General features: G+C 52.4%; 16 protein-coding genes and 1 tRNA gene. 13 read left to right on the plus strand and 4 right to left on the minus strand.

The features are described from left to right. The first annotated feature begins 244 nt into the window (after nucleotides 1-244). From H0247_RS13000 to H0247_RS13050, 11 genes are all read left to right on the plus strand, one after another. Nucleotides 245-321, plus strand: a tRNA-Met gene (locus H0247_RS13000). Between the two features lie 218 nt (nucleotides 322-539). After that, nucleotides 540-992 (plus strand): ribosome maturation factor RimP, encoded by a 453-nt coding sequence (gene rimP, locus H0247_RS13005; RefSeq protein ID WP_180742913.1) that lies wholly within the window; start codon nucleotides 540-542, stop codon nucleotides 990-992. Nucleotides 993-1,013: 21 nt separating this feature from the next. After that, complete coding sequence (nusA, locus tag H0247_RS13010) at nucleotides 1,014-2,543, plus strand: transcription termination factor NusA (RefSeq protein WP_180742914.1); 1,530 nt, start codon at nucleotides 1,014-1,016, stop codon at nucleotides 2,541-2,543. Between the two features lie 25 nt (nucleotides 2,544-2,568). Next, on the plus strand, nucleotides 2,569-5,268 hold the full coding sequence (infB, locus tag H0247_RS13015; protein ID WP_180742915.1) for a translation initiation factor IF-2: 2,700 nt from the start codon (nucleotides 2,569-2,571) through the stop codon (nucleotides 5,266-5,268). 74 nt (nucleotides 5,269-5,342) lie between these two features. After that, nucleotides 5,343-5,741, plus strand: coding sequence for a 30S ribosome-binding factor RbfA (gene rbfA / locus H0247_RS13020; protein ID WP_180742916.1), 399 nt, complete (start codon nucleotides 5,343-5,345; stop codon nucleotides 5,739-5,741). Further along, the gene (gene truB, locus H0247_RS13025; protein ID WP_180742917.1) at nucleotides 5,741-6,685 is read left to right on the plus strand and encodes a tRNA pseudouridine(55) synthase TruB; all 945 of its coding nucleotides are present in this window, start codon (nucleotides 5,741-5,743) and stop codon (nucleotides 6,683-6,685) included. The genes rbfA and truB overlap by 1 nt, the downstream gene beginning before the upstream one ends. Before the next feature lie 121 nt (nucleotides 6,686-6,806). After that, nucleotides 6,807-7,076 carry a 30S ribosomal protein S15 gene (gene rpsO, locus H0247_RS13030; RefSeq protein WP_010279698.1) on the plus strand — a complete coding sequence of 90 codons (270 nt, stop codon included), beginning with the start codon at nucleotides 6,807-6,809 and terminating at the stop codon, nucleotides 7,074-7,076. Between the two features lie 249 nt (nucleotides 7,077-7,325). Beyond that, nucleotides 7,326-9,446 (plus strand): polyribonucleotide nucleotidyltransferase, encoded by a 2,121-nt coding sequence (gene pnp, locus H0247_RS13035; RefSeq protein WP_180742918.1) that lies wholly within the window; start codon nucleotides 7,326-7,328, stop codon nucleotides 9,444-9,446. A gap of 140 nt (nucleotides 9,447-9,586) precedes the next feature. Then, nucleotides 9,587-10,471 (plus strand): lipoprotein NlpI, encoded by an 885-nt coding sequence (gene nlpI / locus H0247_RS13040; protein WP_012773292.1) that lies wholly within the window; start codon nucleotides 9,587-9,589, stop codon nucleotides 10,469-10,471. A gap of 110 nt (nucleotides 10,472-10,581) precedes the next feature. Next, on the plus strand, nucleotides 10,582-10,653 hold the full coding sequence (gene yrbN, locus H0247_RS20030) for a protein YrbN (protein ID WP_225088091.1): 72 nt from the start codon (nucleotides 10,582-10,584) through the stop codon (nucleotides 10,651-10,653). After that, nucleotides 10,646-12,523: a DEAD/DEAH family ATP-dependent RNA helicase gene (locus H0247_RS13050; protein WP_180742919.1), complete on the plus strand. Its 1,878-nt coding sequence runs from the start codon at nucleotides 10,646-10,648 to the stop codon at nucleotides 12,521-12,523. The genes yrbN and H0247_RS13050 overlap by 8 nt, the downstream gene beginning before the upstream one ends. Before the next feature lie 113 nt (nucleotides 12,524-12,636). Here H0247_RS13050 and H0247_RS13055 read toward each other — a convergent pair whose 3' ends face one another. The 3 genes from H0247_RS13055 to H0247_RS13065 form a co-directional block, all read right to left on the minus strand. Next, nucleotides 12,637-13,644: a luciferase-like monooxygenase gene (locus tag H0247_RS13055; RefSeq protein ID WP_180742920.1), complete on the minus strand. Its 1,008-nt coding sequence runs from the start codon at nucleotides 13,642-13,644 to the stop codon at nucleotides 12,637-12,639. A gap of 164 nt (nucleotides 13,645-13,808) precedes the next feature. After that, entirely contained in the window at nucleotides 13,809-14,687 is an 879-nt protein-coding gene (locus tag H0247_RS13060; RefSeq protein ID WP_180742921.1) for a U32 family peptidase, read from the minus strand. An 11-nt stretch (nucleotides 14,688-14,698) separates the two neighbouring features. Next, nucleotides 14,699-15,694, minus strand: coding sequence for a peptidase U32 family protein (locus H0247_RS13065; RefSeq protein ID WP_180742922.1), 996 nt, complete (start codon nucleotides 15,692-15,694; stop codon nucleotides 14,699-14,701). A 374-nt stretch (nucleotides 15,695-16,068) separates the two neighbouring features. Here H0247_RS13065 and H0247_RS13070 point away from each other — a divergent pair, with 374 nt between their 5' ends. Both H0247_RS13070 and H0247_RS13075 read left to right on the plus strand, forming a co-directional pair. Then, entirely contained in the window at nucleotides 16,069-16,593 is a 525-nt protein-coding gene (locus H0247_RS13070; RefSeq protein ID WP_180742923.1) for an SCP2 domain-containing protein, read from the plus strand. Then, nucleotides 16,587-17,129 (plus strand): GNAT family N-acetyltransferase, encoded by a 543-nt coding sequence (locus H0247_RS13075; RefSeq protein ID WP_180742924.1) that lies wholly within the window; start codon nucleotides 16,587-16,589, stop codon nucleotides 17,127-17,129. Before H0247_RS13070 ends, H0247_RS13075 begins: the two co-directional genes overlap by 7 nt. Nucleotides 17,130-17,140: 11 nt before the next feature. Here the strand turns inward: H0247_RS13075 and H0247_RS13080 are convergent, their stop codons facing one another. Then, the gene (locus H0247_RS13080; protein WP_180742925.1) at nucleotides 17,141-17,440 is read right to left on the minus strand and encodes a GIY-YIG nuclease family protein; all 300 of its coding nucleotides are present in this window, start codon (nucleotides 17,438-17,440) and stop codon (nucleotides 17,141-17,143) included. Nucleotides 17,441-17,873 lie beyond the last annotated feature (433 nt).

The raw sequence follows: 17,873 nt of genomic DNA on the forward strand, positions 1-17,873 counted from the left end.
CCCACTGCGTCATCTTTTTTCGCCATTTCAGGTACCCGTGCCTTTCTTCGACGGTTAGCCTGCTTTGCGTCTGACATGACGACAGTTTATAAAAGTAAAAGACCCATCGCCGTGAGCCGCCTCCTGGTGGCCGATGATTCTTGACAAAGATGCGTATTGCGCGTATAAGAATCGCCTTCGAACCAATCCTATGGATGACTTGCATTTCTGGAGTTGTCAGCGTAGTATTTGCCACGTTTTCGGACGCGGGGTGGAGCAGCCTGGTAGCTCGTCGGGCTCATAACCCGAAGGTCGTCGGTTCAAATCCGGCCCCCGCAACCACTTAACTTCCAGTAAAGTGTTTTTTCAAATACGTTCTTCACTCAATTTTTCTCTCTTTTTGCAGTGATTTTTGAAAAAATCCTTCACCGAAAGTTATGCCGCGCTGGTTTGCGGTATTAGGGTCCAGTTGCATAAAGCCCCGATTTTTCGGGGTTTTTTGTTATTTGGCAACAAACAACTGGGCTATTAGGCCCTTTTTTTATGTCTTGGGGGTGGGCTTGTCCACATTAGAGCAAAAATTAACAGAGATGATTTCAGCACCCGTGGCCGCATTAGGCTACGAATTAGTTGGGATTGAGTTCATCCGCAGTCGCCAATCGACACTGCGTATCTATATTGATAGTGAAGATGGCATCACTGTTGATGATTGTGCTGATGTCAGCCACCAGGTCAGTGCGGTATTGGACGTCGAAGATCCCATCACTGTAGCCTATAACCTGGAAGTGTCGTCTCCAGGGCTTGAGCGTCCCTTGTTCACGGCAGAACACTATCTGCGTTTCATCGGTGAAGAGGTGACCGTGGTACTGCGTATGGCAGTCCAGAATCGCCGTAAATGGTTGGGTGTAATCAAAGCTGTTGACGGCGAAATGATCACCATAACAGTGGAAGGCAAAGATGAAGTATTCGCGCTGAGCAACATTCAGAAAGCGAATCTTGTACCCCACTTTTAAAGTTTGGATGAGGCAACGAGGATGAACAAAGAGATTCTGGCTGTTGTTGAAGCAGTTTCCAATGAGAAAGCCGTCCCGCGCGAGAAGATTTTTGAAGCGCTGGAAACCGCACTGGCGACAGCGACCAAGAAAAAATACGAACAGGAAATTGATGTTCGCGTCAGTATCGATCGCAAAACGGGCGATTTTGATACCTTCCGTCGTTGGTTAGTGGTAAATGAAGTCACTCAGCCAACGCGTGAAATTACGCTTGAAGCCGCGCAGTTCGAAGATCCTGCCCTTGATATTGGCGGTTATGTTGAAGATCAAATCGAATCTGTAACCTTTGACCGTATTACGACGCAAACGGCAAAACAGGTTATCGTACAGAAAGTGCGTGAAGCCGAACGTGCGATGGTGGTTGATCAGTTCCGTGAGCAAGAAGGCGAGATTATCACCGGTGTCGTGAAGAAGGTGAACCGTGATAATATTTCGCTTGAAGTCAGACCAATCGATGGATCTAACACCAGCGCAGAAGCGGTAATCGGCCGCGAAGATATGCTGCCTCGTGAGAATTTCCGCCCTGGCGACCGTATTCGTGGCGTACTGTATTCTGTTCGTCCTGAAGCTCGCGGTGCTCAACTGTTTGTCAGCCGTTCCCGTCCGGAAATGCTGGTTGAACTCTTCCGCATTGAAGTGCCAGAAATCGGTGAAGAAGTTATCGAGATTAAGGCTGCGGCCCGCGATCCGGGTTCACGTGCGAAAATCGCAGTGAAGACGAATGACAAGCGTATCGATCCTGTCGGTGCTTGTGTGGGTATGCGTGGCGCACGCGTGCAGGCGGTTTCCAGTGAACTGGGTGGCGAGCGTATTGACATCATTCTGTGGGATGACAATTCTGCACAGTTTGTGATCAATGCCATGGCGCCTGCCGATGTTGTCTCGATCGTGGTTGATGAAGATACCTGCACGATGGATATCGCCGTTGAGTCGAGCAACCTAGCTCAGGCGATTGGTCGTAACGGGCAAAACGTGCGTTTGGCTTCCCAACTGCTGAAACAGCATCGTTCAGACGACCGTTGGGAACTGAACGTGATGACAGTGGAAGATCTTCAGGCCAAACATCAGGCTGAAGCACATGCTGCAATCGACGTCTTTACCAAGCACCTTGATATTGATGACGAGTTTGCCACCGTGCTGGTAGAAGAAGGTTTCTCCTCACTTGAAGAACTGGCCTACGTGCCAATCAAGGAACTGCTGGCTATCGAAGGCCTTGATGAAGAAACCGTTGAAGCATTGCGTGAGCGTGCGAAAGCCGCATTAACCACGCTGGCACTGGCGCATGAAGAAAGCCTGGGTGACGGTCAACCTGCTGAAGATTTGCTTAGCTTGCCTGGGCTGTCGCGTGAGTTGGCGTTCAAGCTTGCTGCGATCGGTGTTTGTACGCTGGAAGATCTTGCTGAACAGGGCGTTGACGACCTGACCGATATTGAAGAGCTCAATGATGAGCAAGCGGGCGAATTGATTATGGCCGCACGTAATATCTGTTGGTTTGGCGACGACAACGAATAACGAACTGTAGCAGGAAAGGAACAGCATGACAGATGTAACCGTAAAATCGCTGGCCGCAGAGATTCAAACTCCGGTTGACCGCCTGATACAGCAGTTTGCTGATGCGGGAATGACCAAGTCTGCATCGGACGCTGTGACCCAGCAGGAAAAAGAAACACTATTGGCGCACCTGAACCGCGATCGCGGTAATGCGCAAGGTAAACTGACGCTGCAACGTAAAACGCGCAGCACGTTAAATGTCCCTAGCACTGGCGGTAAAAGTAAGTCGGTGCAGATCGAAGTCCGCAAGACACGCACTTATGTAAAACGCGATCCGATTGATGCCCAACAGGCGGAAGCGGAAGAGCAGGCACGGCGTGAAGCGGAAGAACAGGCACAACGTGCCGCTGAAGAGCAGGCTAAACGCGAAGCTGAACTGCGCGAAGCTGCTGAGAAAGCGAAGCGTGCTGCCGACGAGCAAGCCAAACGTGAAGCCGCTGAAAAAGCTAAGCGTGATGTAGCGGAAAAAGAAAAAGTGACGAACCAACAAAACGAAAATATGACCAAGCCAGCCCAGGCTGAGAAAGCGAAGCGCGAAGCGGAAGCTGCCGAACTTAAGCGTAAAGCGGAAGAAGCAGCACGTCTGAAAGTTGAAGAAGAAGCCCGTCGCATTGCTGAAGAAGCCCGTCGTATGGCCGAAGAGAATGCCGGACGTTGGGAAGCGGAAAGCGCTAAACCTGAAGAGTCTGCCGATTATCATGTGACGACGTCTCATCATGCCCGTGAAGCGGAAGATGAAAATGACCGTCAGGTTGAAGGCGAACGCCGCAGCCGCAGCCGCGCTGGCAAAGTAACCAAGCAGAAGAAAGGCAATCGCCAGTCTGAGTCCAAAGCTGACCGCGAAGAAGCGCGTGCTGTTACCCGTGGCGGTAAAGGCAAGCGTAAGCCAAGCTCACTGCAACAGAGCTTCAATAAGCCTGTTCAGGCGGTTAACCGTGATGTTGTGATTGGTGAAACGGTTACCGTTGCTGAACTGGCTAACAAAATGGCCGTTAAAGGCTCTCAGGTCATCAAAGTGATGATGAAACTGGGCGCGATGGCAACGATCAACCAGGTTATCGACCAGGAAACCGCGCAACTTGTTGCGGAAGAAATGGGTCATAAAGTCATCCTGCGTCGTGAGAACGAGCTGGAAGAAGCGGTAATGAGCGACCGTGATACGGGTGTTGCAGCAGAAGCGCGTGCCCCTGTCGTAACCATCATGGGTCACGTTGACCACGGTAAAACCTCTCTGCTTGACTATATTCGTTCAACCAAGGTCGCAGCGGGTGAAGCGGGTGGGATTACCCAGCACATCGGTGCTTACCACGTTGAAACTGACAATGGCATGATTACGTTCCTGGATACACCGGGACACGCCGCGTTTACCGCAATGCGTGCTCGTGGTGCTCAGGCAACGGATATCGTGGTACTGGTTGTGGCGGCGGATGACGGTGTAATGCCTCAGACCATCGAAGCTATCCAGCACGCGAAAGCCGCTCAGGTTCCGGTTGTGGTTGCAGTCAACAAAATCGATAAACCTGAAGCCGATCCCGATCGTGTGAAAACCGAACTGTCTCAGTACGGCGTCATGCCGGAAGAGTGGGGCGGCGAATCTCAGTTTGTCCACGTATCTGCTAAAGCCGGTACGGGCATCGACGAACTGCTGGATGCGATTCTGTTGCAGGCCGAAGTTCTGGAACTGAAAGCCGTCCGTAGCGGCATGGCAAACGGTGTAGTGATCGAATCCTTCCTGGATAAAGGTCGTGGCCCGGTTGCAACCGTACTGGTTCGCGAAGGTACGCTGAATAAAGGCGACATCGTTCTGTGCGGTTTCGAATATGGCCGTGTTCGTGCGATGCGTGATGAATTAGGTCGCGAAATTACATCTGCGGGTCCTTCTATTCCTGTCGAAATTCTTGGTCTGTCCGGTGTACCTGCCGCAGGTGACGAAGCGACAGTGGTTCGTGACGAGAAGAAAGCGCGTGAAGTGGCCTTGTATCGTCAGGGTAAATTCCGTGAAGTTAAACTGGCCCGTCAGCAGAAATCTAAACTGGAAAACATGTTTGCCAACATGACGGAAGGTGAAGTTTCTGAACTGAACATCGTGCTTAAATCTGACGTTCAGGGTTCTTGCGAAGCGATTTCCGATTCACTGCAGAAACTGTCTACTGATGAAGTGAAAGTGAAGATCGTGGGTTCCGGTGTGGGCGGTATCACAGAAACGGATGCCACGCTGGCAGCCGCTTCGAATGCGATTATCCTTGGGTTTAACGTGCGTGCAGATGCATCAGCACGCCGCATCGTGGAATCAGAAAGCCTGGATCTGCGTTATTACTCCGTCATTTATGACTTGCTCGACGAAGTAAAACAGGCGATGAGCGGTATGTTGGCGCCGGAATACAAGCAAGAGATTATCGGTCTGGCCGAAGTCCGTGATGTCTTTAAATCACCGAAATTTGGCGCTATCGCAGGTTGTATGGTGACGGAAGGTATCGTTAAGCGTCACAACAAGATCCGCGTACTGCGTGACAACGTGGTGATCTACGAAGGCGAGCTGGAATCTCTGCGCCGCTTCAAAGATGACGTTAACGAAGTCCGTAACGGTATGGAATGTGGTATCGGCGTGAAGAACTACAACGACGTTCGCCCTGGCGATATGATCGAAGTCTTTGAAACGATTGAGATCAAACGTACGATCGCGTAATCCGTTTTCAGCGACGACGTAAGTGATTCGTAAGGGGGGCCTAGTGCCCCCCGATTTTTACTGGAGAATTTATCATGGCAAAAGAATTCAGCCGCACCCAGCGCGTTGCGCAGGAAATGCAAAAAGAAATCGCCATTATCATTCAGCGTGAAGTGAAAGATCCGCGTATCGGCATGGCGACCGTATCCGGTGTCGAAGTGTCTCGCGATCTGGCGTATGCCAAGGTTTTTGTGACCTTCCTGAATGATAACGAACCAGAGCAAGTTAAAACGGCAATAAAAGCACTTCAGGATGCGTCTGGCTTTATTCGTACCCTAGTTGGCAAGGCCATGCGTCTGCGTGTTGTTCCGGCCCTAACCTTCTCCTACGACAATTCGTTGGTTGAAGGAATGAGAATGTCCAATCTGGTGACCAATGTGGTCAGAAACGATACGGAACGCCGTTCTGTTACGGGCGAAGATCAGGAGGATTAATGAGTCGTCCTCGCCGCCGTGGCCGTGATATACACGGCGTATTGCTCGTAGATAAACCGCAAGGCGTGTCGTCTAATGATGTTTTGCAGAAGGTAAAACGGATTTTTAACGCCAACAGAGCGGGTCATACGGGGGCATTGGATCCATTAGCCACCGGCATGTTGCCGATTTGCCTTGGGGAAGCGACGAAATTTTCCCAATACCTGCTGGATTCAGATAAGCGCTACCGCGTTATTGCTCGCCTTGGGCAACGAACCGACACCTCCGATGCCGATGGTAACGTGATTGAAGAACGTGCGATGGGTTTTTCTGCAACGGAACTGGATCAGGCGCTGGAAGGCTTTCGTGGTACCACGCAGCAAGTGCCATCGATGTACTCTGCGCTGAAATACCAGGGGCGTAAGCTGTATGAATATGCCCGCCAGGGGCTGACGGTTCCGCGTGAAGCGCGTGAAATTACCGTGTACGAACTGCAGTTCATTCGCTGGGAAGGCGATGAGCTGGAACTGGAGATCCACTGTTCGAAAGGGACGTACATCCGTACCATTATCGACGATTTGGGCGAAAAGCTGGGCTGTGGCGCACATGTGATTTACCTGCGGCGCTTGCAGGTTGCCACGTATCCTATCGAAAGAATGGTGACGCTGGAGCAGTTAGCCGCATTGGTCGAGCAGGCTCAGGCGCAAGAACTCTCGCCTTCACTGAGTCTCGATCCTCTGCTTATGCCGATGGAAAGCCCGGTCATTGATTTTCCTGAAGTGAATTTGACACCCGTTGTCGCTGGTTATTTGAAGCTGGGACAGCCTGTTCAGGCCGCGAATGCGCCGCTGAACGGCATGGTGAGAATTACCGAAGGCGACGCGCACAAGTTTATCGGTATGGGGGAAATTGACGGTGATGGCCGCGTTGCGCCACGGCGTCTGGTTGTTGAGTTTCCGGTGTAAACCTGCCTGTTGCTGCCTTGCTATCGTAGAACGCTGAGGGTAGAATAGCGCGGCTTGACTATTGGGTGGCTGAATTAGAGATCGGCGCCTGTTTTTTATCTATAATGTTTGGAGTATTACAATGTCTCTAAGTGTTGAAGCTAAAGCTAAAATCGTAGCAGACTTCGGTCGTGGCACTAACGATAGTGGTTCTACTGAAGTTCAGGTTGCTTTGCTGACTGCGCAGATCAACCATCTGCAAGGCCACTTTTCTGAGCACAAAAAAGATCACCACAGCCGTCGTGGTCTGCTGCGCATGGTTTCTCAGCGTCGTAAGCTGCTGGACTACCTGAAGCGTAAAGATGTTGCACGTTACACCAGTCTGATCGAGCGTCTGGGTCTGCGTCGCTAAGTCTTCTGAGTTTCAGTGGGAAGGGGCCTCTTTTGGCCCCTTTCTTCTAGGAAGCGTTAGCAAAACAGAGTAGTGTATTGTTGTTAATAGGATCTTTCATTACAGAGGTTCGCGCGGCTAATGAGAGGCTTTATCTGCATGAGCAAGATAAGGGTTGTCATTAGTCGTGAGGATGTAGTGTAAAGGTCGGGAGTTCACTGGCGCGTTTATCTTGAATACGTGTAGCGCGCCCCAGCTAAGGATATTATTTTGCTGAATCCGATCGTTCGTAAGTTTCAATATGGTCAGCATACCGTTACGTTAGAAACCGGTATGATGGCACGCCAAGCTACCGCCGCTGTGATGGTAAGCATGGATGACACCGCGGTATTCGTTACTGTGGTCGGCGCGAAAAACGCCAAACCCGGCCAAAGTTTCTTCCCATTAACGGTTAACTATCAGGAGCGTACCTACGCTGCTGGACGTTTCCCAGGTGGTTTTTTCCGCCGCGAAGGCCGTCCAAGCGAAGGGGAAACGCTGATTTCTCGCTTGATCGACCGTCCAATCCGCCCTCTGTTCCCAGAAGGTTTCCTGAATGAAGTTCAGGTGATTGCGACCGTGGTTTCCGTTAACCCACAGGTTAACCCTGACATCGTTGCCATGATTGGTGCCTCTGCGGCGCTGAGCCTGTCCGGTATCCCGTTCAGTGGTCCTATCGGCGCGGCGCGCGTTGGTTACCTGAACGATCAGTATGTTCTGAACCCAACGACAGATGAGCTGAAAGAAAGCCGTCTGGATCTGGTGGTTGCAGGTACAGAAGGCGCGGTTCTGATGGTGGAATCCGAAGCCGACTTGCTGAGTGAAGATCAGATGCTGGGCGCAGTGGTATTTGGTCACGATCAACAACAGGTTGTGATTGAAAACATTAACGCTCTGGTTGCTGAAGCAGGCAAACCGAAGTGGGACTGGCATGCGCCAGAAGTGAATGTTTCTTTAGAGCAGCGCGTACAGGTTCTGTCTGAAGCACGTTTGGGTGACGCTTACCGCATCACTGAAAAACAAGAGCGTTATGCACAGGTTGACGTCATCAAAGCTGACGTTGAAGCCGCGCTGCTGGCAGAAGATGACACGCTGAACGCGGGTGAAATCCAGGAAATCCTGGGCAACGTCGAGAAAAACGTTGTGCGTAGCCGCGTACTGGCTGGCGAACCGCGTATCGATGGCCGTGAAAAAGATATGATTCGTGGTCTGGATGTGCGTACTGGCGTACTTCCACGTACTCACGGTTCAGCGCTGTTCACCCGTGGTGAAACGCAGGCGTTGGTAACCGCTACGCTGGGTACCGAGCGTGATGCGCAAACTATCGACGAACTGACTGGCGAACGTACCGATCGCTTCCTGCTGCACTATAACTTCCCTCCGTACTCTGTTGGTGAAACCGGTATGGTTGGTTCGCCTAAGCGCCGTGAAATCGGTCACGGTCGTCTGGCTAAGCGCGGCGTATTGGCTGTGATGCCGAAGGCGAGCGAATTCCCGTACACCGTCCGTGTCGTATCTGAAATCACGGAATCCAACGGTTCTTCCTCCATGGCGTCTGTCTGCGGTGCTTCTCTGGCACTGATGGATGCGGGTGTGCCGATCAAATCAGCCGTTGCGGGTATCGCGATGGGGCTAGTGAAAGAAGGCGACAACTTTGTTGTGCTGTCCGACATTCTGGGTGACGAAGACCACTTGGGCGATATGGACTTCAAAGTTGCTGGTAGCCGTGAAGGTATCACTGCGCTGCAAATGGATATCAAGATCGAAGGCATTACCCGTGAGATCATGCAGGTTGCTCTGAATCAGGCCAAAGGTGCGCGTTTGCACATTCTGGGCGTGATGGAACAGGCAATCAGCACGCCGCGTGGCGATATCTCTGAATTTGCACCACGTATTCACACCATCAAGATCAGCACCGATAAGATCAAAGATGTCATCGGTAAAGGTGGTTCTGTGATTCGTGCGCTGACCGAAGAAACCGGCACCACGATTGAAATCGAAGATGATGGTACTGTGAAGATCGCTTCAACCGACGGTGAAAAAGCGAAACACGCGATTCGTCGTATTGAAGAGATCACCGCCGAAATCGAAGTCGGTCGCGTGTATCAGGGTAAAGTTACCCGCATCGTTGACTTTGGTGCTTTCGTCGCTATCGGCGGCGGCAAAGAAGGCCTGGTGCATATTTCTCAGATCGCCGATAAGCGCGTAGAGAAAGTGACTGACTACCTGCAAATGGGTCAGGAAGTACCGGTTAAGGTTCTGGAAGTTGATCGTCAGGGCCGCGTGCGCTTAAGCATCAAAGAAGCCACTGCGCAAACTCAGGAAGCGGCAGCCCCGTCTTCTGAGGAATAACGACTGTTAGAAAACGGTCTTATGGCACCTTGTCTGATTATGATGGCAAGGTGCCACGTATATCGTAAGGGTATGGATGTCCTTGCGTTGAGCGGTCCGGGACAGGATGTTCATCCAATGTTTGTCTTCGGGAGTGGGAAATGAAGCCTTTCTTGCGCTGGTGTTATGTTGCAACAGCACTCATGCTGGCAGGATGCAGCAACACGGATTGGCGTAAAGACGCAGTATTGGCGATTCCGTTACAGCCTACTTTACAGCAGGAAGTGATTCTGGCACGCATGGAACAAATCCTTGCAAGCCGGGCATTAACCGATGATGAGCGAGCACAGCTATTATATGAGCGCGGAGTGCTGTATGATAGTCTCGGGTTACGGGCATTGGCGCGGAATGATTTTTCACAAGCGCTGACGATCCGCCCTGATATTCCAGAAGTTTTTAACTATTTGGGTATCTATTTAACGCAGGCAGGCAATTTTGATGCTGCCTATGAAGCGTTTGATTCTGTACTAGAGCTTGATCCAACTTACAATTACGCGCGTTTAAACCGGGGCATCGCTTTGTATTACGGCGGTCGCTACCTGTTAGCGCAGGATGATCTGCTGGCGTTTTATCGAGACGATCCGAATGATCCTTTCCGTTCGTTGTGGCTGTATCTTGTGGAGCGAGAAATCAATCCAGAGACGGCCAAAGTTGCGTTGAAGAAACGCTATGACGATGCTAAGAAAGGGCCTTGGGGATGGAATATTGTCGAATTCTACCTGGGTGGTATCAGTGAAAAAACACTGATGCAACGGTTACAGGAAGAAGCTACGGATAACACTTCGCTCGCTGAGCATCTCAGTGAAACTGACTTCTATTTAGGTAAGCACTACCTAAGTCTGGGGGACAAGAACACCGCTTTGGCGCTGTTCAAGCTGACGGTTGCTAACAACGTCCATAACTTTGTTGAGCACCGCTATGCATTGTTGGAATTGGCGCTATTAGGCCAAGAGCAAGACGACCTATCAGGATCGGACCAGCAATAGCTGACGAACATCTAATCAGCCTGAAAAACTTCGGTTATCACCTTCACGGGTGAGGGCTTTTTTGTTCGCTTTTTAATCCAATTTGAGCCGGTTCACACTTTTCAATGAAAATGACTGAAAATTTTCACGACGAGTTATGTAGACTGGCCGCCATGTGTAATGAGGCACGTGTACATGACTGATTTAGTAACTTCTTTTGCCGATTTGGGGTTGAACACCTCTATCCTTAATGCCCTGACTGATTTGGGCTATGAAAAACCGTCTCCGATTCAGGCGGAATGTATTCCTCACCTGCTGAACGGTCGCGATGTGCTGGGGATGGCACAGACCGGTAGCGGTAAAACTGCAGCGTTCTCTCTGCCATTACTGAACAACCTGAAACCTGAACTTAAAGCACCACAGATTCTGGTGCTGGCGCCGACCCGTGAGCTGGCGGTGCAGGTAGCAGAGGCCTGCAATGATTTCTCCAAACATATGCACGGCGTGAATGTTGTCGCACTGTACGGCGGTCAACGCTATGACGTGCAACTGCGCGCGCTGCGCCAGGGTGCGCAGATCGTCGTGGGTACGCCGGGGCGTCTGCTGGATCACCTGAAACGCGGTACGCTGGATCTGTCCAACCTGAGTGGTCTGGTACTGGACGAAGCCGATGAAATGCTGCGTATGGGCTTCATCGAAGATGTTGAAAACATCATGGCGCAGATCCCGGCTGAACATCAGACCGCGCTGTTCTCTGCGACCATGCCAGAAGCGATTCGCCGCATTACGCGCCGTTTCATGAAAGATCCGCAGGAAGTTCGCATTCAGTCCAGCATTACCACGCGCCCAGACATTAGCCAGAGCTACTGGACTGTGCAGGGTATGCGTAAAAATGAAGCGTTGGTGCGCTTCTTGGAAGCGGAAGATTTTGATGCGGCGATTATTTTCGTTCGTACCAAGAATGCGACGCTGGAAGTGGCTGAAGCTCTGGAGCGTAGTGGTTACAACAGTGCCGCGCTGAACGGTGACATGAACCAAGCGTTGCGTGAGCAAACGCTAGAGCGTCTGAAAGATGGCCGCCTTGATATCCTGATCGCGACCGACGTTGCGGCGCGTGGTCTGGACGTTGAGCGTATCAGCCTGGTAGTCAACTACGATATCCCGATGGATGCCGAGTCTTACGTTCACCGTATTGGCCGTACTGGTCGTGCGGGTCGTGCGGGCCGTGCTCTGCTGTTTGTTGAAAACCGTGAACGTCGCCTGTTGCGCAACGTTGAGCGCACAATGAAGCTGACTATTCCTGAAGTGGAATTGCCAAATGCTGAATTGCTGGGTCAACGCCGTCTGGCCAAGTTTGCCGCTAAAGTACAGCAGCAGCTGGAAAGCAGCGATCTGGATATGTACCGCGCGCTGCTGACGAAGCTGCAACCGCAGGAAGAGCTGGATATCGAAACGCTGGCTGCTGCGCTGCTGAAAATGGCACAGGGCGAACGTCCTCTGATTCTGCCACCGGATCCCGTTTTCCGTCCTCGTCGCGAATTCCGTGACCGTGATGATTCACGTGGCGAGCGTCGTCGTGATCCTCGCGATTCTCGTGACAGCCGTGACGGTGACCGTCCGCAACGTCGTGAGCGTCGTGATGCGGGTGAAATGGAACTGTATCGTATTGAAGTAGGTCGTGATGACGGTGTTGAAGTTCGTCACATTGTTGGCGCCATTGCCAACGAAGGTGATATCAGCAGCCGCTACATCGGTAACATCAAGCTGTTCGCGTCTCACTCGACGATCGAACTGCCGAAAGGTATGCCGGGCGACCTGTTATCACACTTTACCCGCACGCGTATTCTGAACAAGCCGATGAACATGCAATTGCTGGGTGATGCTCAGCCGCATGAACGTCGTGGCGGTGGCCGTCCTGGTGGCGAACGCCGTGATGGCGCAGCACCACGTCGCTCTTTCGGCGGTGGTGAACGTCGTGAAGGTAACGGTGGTGAGCGTCGCGAACGTTCTTTCAACCGTGATAACCGTGACGGTGCTTCACGCGCTCCACGTCGTCGTCCTGCTGACGCGTAAGCTTCACTTCAGCTTGTTTCAATACAGGCTGTTGTAATAACATCAGCTTCAATGCAAAACGACCCGTTTCAGGGTCGTTTTTTTTTTGGCTAAAGCCAATCCATCAATGTGTATTACAGCGTCTGACGGACATCCATCGCAATTTCAAATGATTGCAGGCGTGCCTGATGGTCAAATATTTGACCATTGATCATCACTTCATCCGCCTGTGTTTCTCGCAGAAGACTCTGCAATCCATGACGTACCTTGGCACGATCGCCAACGATCGATAACCGTAATGCCTGATCCGCACCAAACTGTTCGGCTGGTGATCCGACTGTGTCGATGTTTTCTACCGGCGCGGGCAGTGGGCCCGGTGTGCCGCGGCGCAGGTTGATGAACTGCTGCTGCATCGAAGTAAAGAGGAAACGCGCATCCCGATCGCTCTCTGCCGCAACCACATTGACGCACACCATTGCGTAAGGTTTGGTGTGGGTGGCTGAAGGAATAAAGTGCTCGCGATAGAGACGGAACGCTTCCAGCAACATATCGGGCGCGAAATGGGCGGCGAAGGCAAAAGGTAATCCCAGTCTTGCGGCTAACTGCGCGCTGTACAGGCTGTAACCCAATAGCCAGATCGGCACGTGTAAACCTTGTCCCGGAACGGCTTGTACTGGCTGGCCCGGCTGTGCATCGGCGAAGTAGCGTTGCAATTCCTGCACATCGCGTGGGAAATCTTCAATATCGGCATTCAGGTGACGGCGCAGCGCCATCATGGTGCGCTGGTCGGTGCCGGGCGCTCGGCCTAATCCCAAATCGATACGGCCGGGATACAACGACTCCAGCGTACCAAATTGCTCGGCGATGACGAGCGGTGAGTGGTTTGGCAGCATTACGCCGCCAGATCCGAGACGAATGCGCGCCGTTCCCGAGGCAAGGTAGCCGAGCAGCACGGATGTTGCTGCGCTGGCGATACCGGTCATGCTGTGGTGTTCAGCCAGCCAATAGCGGTGATAGCCCCATTTTTCTGTATGTTGCGCCAGATCCAGCGAGCGATGGAAGGCGTCACGCGCTGTCGCACCTTGCGGAATAGGCGCAAGATCGAGGACGGAAAACACAGTGGATTGAGAAGGTGTGGACATAATATGGCTCACTTTGTTGTTCACTGACTCCATCCATTCGATGGATGCTAATGCCGTCAGTCAATGATGAAAGTCAGAGCAGTATGAGGGAATGTCGCAACACCGCGTAGTTCAAAGGTGCGATTGAGGGAAAAGGGCGGCGTGCCGCCCAGATAGAATGTGGGTTAGGGAACAAGCTCAAGGCCAGCGACGCGGCGCCAGTAGCCGTTACAATCGGCCTGATTTTCCAGCGCTAATGGTGCAGTGCCTTGTTCGTTGGCGCGGAATTTATCCAGCATCGCTAGCGTGCCGATATCGTTTGGCGACAGCCGGACAATATCGACCAGATCCCGCATAGATGTCAGCTCGTTGCCGAGGTTGTAGCAATAGCCGCTTTGCGTCTGGATGCCATTCAGGACAAAGACCTGCTGGTTCTCCTGCGACAGCATTTTTCTGCCCTGTGGGTAGCTAAGGCAGCAGGTTTCACATTCGTCTTTTGGCCGATCTTCTGAACGCGCGGTAAAGCAGCGGGCGGAATAGGCCAGCGGCAAATGGCCGTAGCTGAGCACTTCCACTTCAAACTGATGGCGAAAGCCAAGCTCGTCACACTGATTCAGCAGGTTTTTCAGCCAGTCACGGGAAAGCTCGACCGGCATGCACCAGCGCACCATGCCTTGTTTGTGCAGGACTCGCAGGGTGTAAGCGTTGTAGCAATTGAGCGCGTGTCCGGCGACAAACGGCAAATGGCGTTCAGCGGCGATGTTAACTGCACCCAGATCGTTCGCTTCCAGCAAAAATTCGCCGTTTTCCACATAGCGCTTCAGTTCCGTGAGTTCAGACGGAGCCTGTAACAGCGCGAGCGTCGAGATCACCACCTGTTTGCCGCTGCTGGCGACTTCACGGGCCACATTGAACCAGTCTGCCACTTTCATCAGTCGGCGCTTGCTGCACACAGTTTCGCCGAGATAGACGATATCGGCGCTGCTGCTCACTGCGGCCTGATAAAACGTCTCGATGTCCTCTTTCGGCCAATAGTAGAGGATATTCCCTAATGCGTATTTCATGTGTTCTCCCGCTACTGCCATTTACGGTGATAAGCGCCGAGTGTGGTCTGCGTACCTTCAGCCACCGCACCTAACGCATCCATCCAAGCCTGCGTTGGCACGAATGTCTCAGGATTGGCGCGGCAGCGATCGATAGCCTGCCGCCACACCTGCGTAATCTGGCTGACGTAGGCCGGGCTACGCTGGCGACCCTCTATCTTCACGGAGGCAATATTGGCAGCCATCAACTCAGGCAGCAGTTCCAGTGTATTCAGGCTGGTGGGTTCTTCCAGCGCGTGATAGCGCTGCCCATCGACGACATAGCGGCCTTTGCACAGTGTGGGATAACCGGCGTTCTCATCGTCCTGATAGCGGTCGATCAGAATATTGTTCAGGCGCGACTCCATGCCGTTTTCCGTCTGCTGCCAGCGTACAAATCGCGCGGGTGAGCAGGCACCTACGGTATTCGGTGATTCACCGGTCAGATAAGAAGAGAGATAGCAGCGGCCTTCCGCCATGATGCACAGGCTACCGAAGGCGAACACTTCGAGCGGCACCGGACTGGTGCGGGCGATTTGCTTCACCTGATGGATGGACAGCACGCGCGGCAGCACAATACGTGAGACATCAAAATGACGATGATAGAAACGAATCGCTTCGGTGTTTGTCGCCGACGCCTGTACTGACACGTGGCGTTCGATGTGGGGATAGCGTTCGGCGGCATATTCCAGCATCGCGAGATCGGCAAGGATCAGCACGTCGGCGCCGATGTGTGCCGCCATGTCCACGGCGCGCTGCCAGCGCTGATAGCCGTCCGGGTGAGCAAACGTATTGATGGCGATATGCAGCTTACGCCGGTGGCGATGCACGTATTCACGCGCTTCTTGGAGTTTCTTATCGGTAAAATTCAGCCCGGCAAAATGACGTGCGTTGGTGTCGTCCTTCAGGCCGATATAGACCGCATCTGCGCCATTATCGATGGCAGCTTTCAGTGCCGGCAGGTTACCGGCGGGGCAAAGCAGTTCCATACACAATCCTTCATTAATCCCTTCAGGGCCGCAGGGGCTCAGTACGATCAATGATGTTCAGACTGACTCGCAGTTAATGCCCGGCACTCTGCCTGCCATGCTGCGCGCCGCCGCAGGCGATATTGAGAACCGCCTCGACGATTTTTATCAGTCGATGAATGTTGTTAACGATTGGGAATCTTAATTAACCCATTCGGTAAGGACTTTGATTTAAGGCAGTTTATGATGCTAATCGTCGCGCTAGGACAAAATCTGTTGGGCATAATCGGATAACCGACTAAATTATTGACATAGACCTCTTCCGCTTGCGGTGGATGTGGCAAAATGCTTGCAGATTATCTGAACAGTCAGACTGCTTTAAGAGGAGTACGCCAGTGTTGGAAAAACTACGAGCGCAGATTGTGCGTCAGGGACCGAGCTTATTAGGTAAGCCACTCAAGTTCACCCCTTTTGCGCTACAGCGTCAGGTTTTGGAACAGATGTTGGGCTGGCAGTTCCGTCAGGCGCTGGAAGAGGGCGATCTGGCATTTCTCGAAAGCCGCTGGCTGAAAATTGAGGTGCGTGACGTTGGCCTGCAATGGTTTATGACGCTGCGCGATGGTCGTCTGGCGGTGAGCCATGATGAGACGCCGGATGTCAGCTTCAGTGCGGATGCGAACGATCTGATTTTGATCGCCGCGCGTAAAGAAGATCCCGATACGCTATTTTTCCAGCGTCGTCTGCGTATTGAGGGCGATACCGAGTTAGGTTTGTATGTGAAGAACCTGATGGACGCCATTGAGCTGGAAGCCATGCCTGCGCCGCTGCGCATTGGCCTGCTGCAACTGGCAAACTTTGTGGAAGCCGGCTTACAGGAGGGCGCAGTGCAACCAGCGAATCACGCGCCAGTATCATGCTAGTTCGGGTGGAAATTCCCGTTGATGCCGCCGGGATCGACAGCTTATTGCGCCGTGCTTTTCCTACTGGGGCAGAAGCGGATCTGGTGCATCAACTGCGTGAAGACGGCTTATTGACGCTCGGCGTCGTGGCAAGCGACGATGAAGGCGGCGTAGTGGGCTACGCGGCATTCAGCCCTGTGTTGATCGACGGTGAAGATCGACAGTGGGTGGCGCTTGCGCCGCTGGCGGTAGAAGCGAGTCTGCGCCGACAGGGCGTGGGAGAGAAGCTGGTCTACGAAGGGTTGGATGCGCTGAATGAATTTAGCTACACCGCCGTCGTCGTGCTGGGCGAGCCAGCGTACTATTCTCGTTTTGGCTTCGTTCCGGCGACAGAGCACCAACTGCATTGTCGCTGGCCAGACAGTGAGTCGGCTTTTCAGGTCTACCCACTGGCGGACAACCATGTTGTCGGCGAAGGGCTCGCTGAGAGCGAAAGCGGCTTTGCAAGCGCGAGCGGGCTGGTTGAATACGCCGCACCCTTTAACCGCTTTCTCTAGTTGATAGCGAATCAATACATCGTGTCTGAAATGCATAGTGTCTTAGGCTGGTCTTGTACCAGCCTTTCTTTTTGGCTTTTACTGAGTTGCTTAATGCGATGCTCCAGTTTGAGTGCGCTGGAGTGATCCCCCACCAAACAGTGAAACGCCAGCGTTAATTCCCCTTTTCCCCGCAGCGCTTTTGCCCCTTTCCCCGTTTGATGTTGGTTCAGACGACGGCTGACATCCGTGGTGATCCCCGTATACAGCGCTCCGCTGACCGTGCGCAGCATGTACAGATACCAGCGGGAATGTTCGGTGTGTTCAGTCATGGTGTGTTCTGTAGATTATTGTTTGAAAAAGTGATTTGTCCCAGCTAAACATAAATAGCACCTCACACCAATCGTATTTCAAATAACGAGTATTTCAAACCACTTGCCTTTCAAAGAATGGACACGGCATCACATTACTGGCTGTTATTCAAAGACATCTATTTCTTTTACGGATAGGGAAAAACGTATGGCACTGAAGCGATATATACCGCTCGCGCTGGCTGCCACTGGCGTTAAGTTGCTGAGTGCCCGCATTGGTTCAATAGGTAGTCGGTGCCCATGTGCTGTAAACAATGCTGTCAGCATGATCCCCCAGACTGACCTTATTCAGGGAAGTACATGTGATTAAAATCACATATAATCACTATCTATTGCATTTCTCTTACATCAAGTGTGAATGAATGCACAAAATAGTCTGTCATGGCGTGTTCAA

This window comes from Pectobacterium sp. CFBP8739 (genome assembly GCF_013449375.1).
GTDB lineage: Bacteria > Pseudomonadota > Gammaproteobacteria > Enterobacterales > Enterobacteriaceae > Pectobacterium.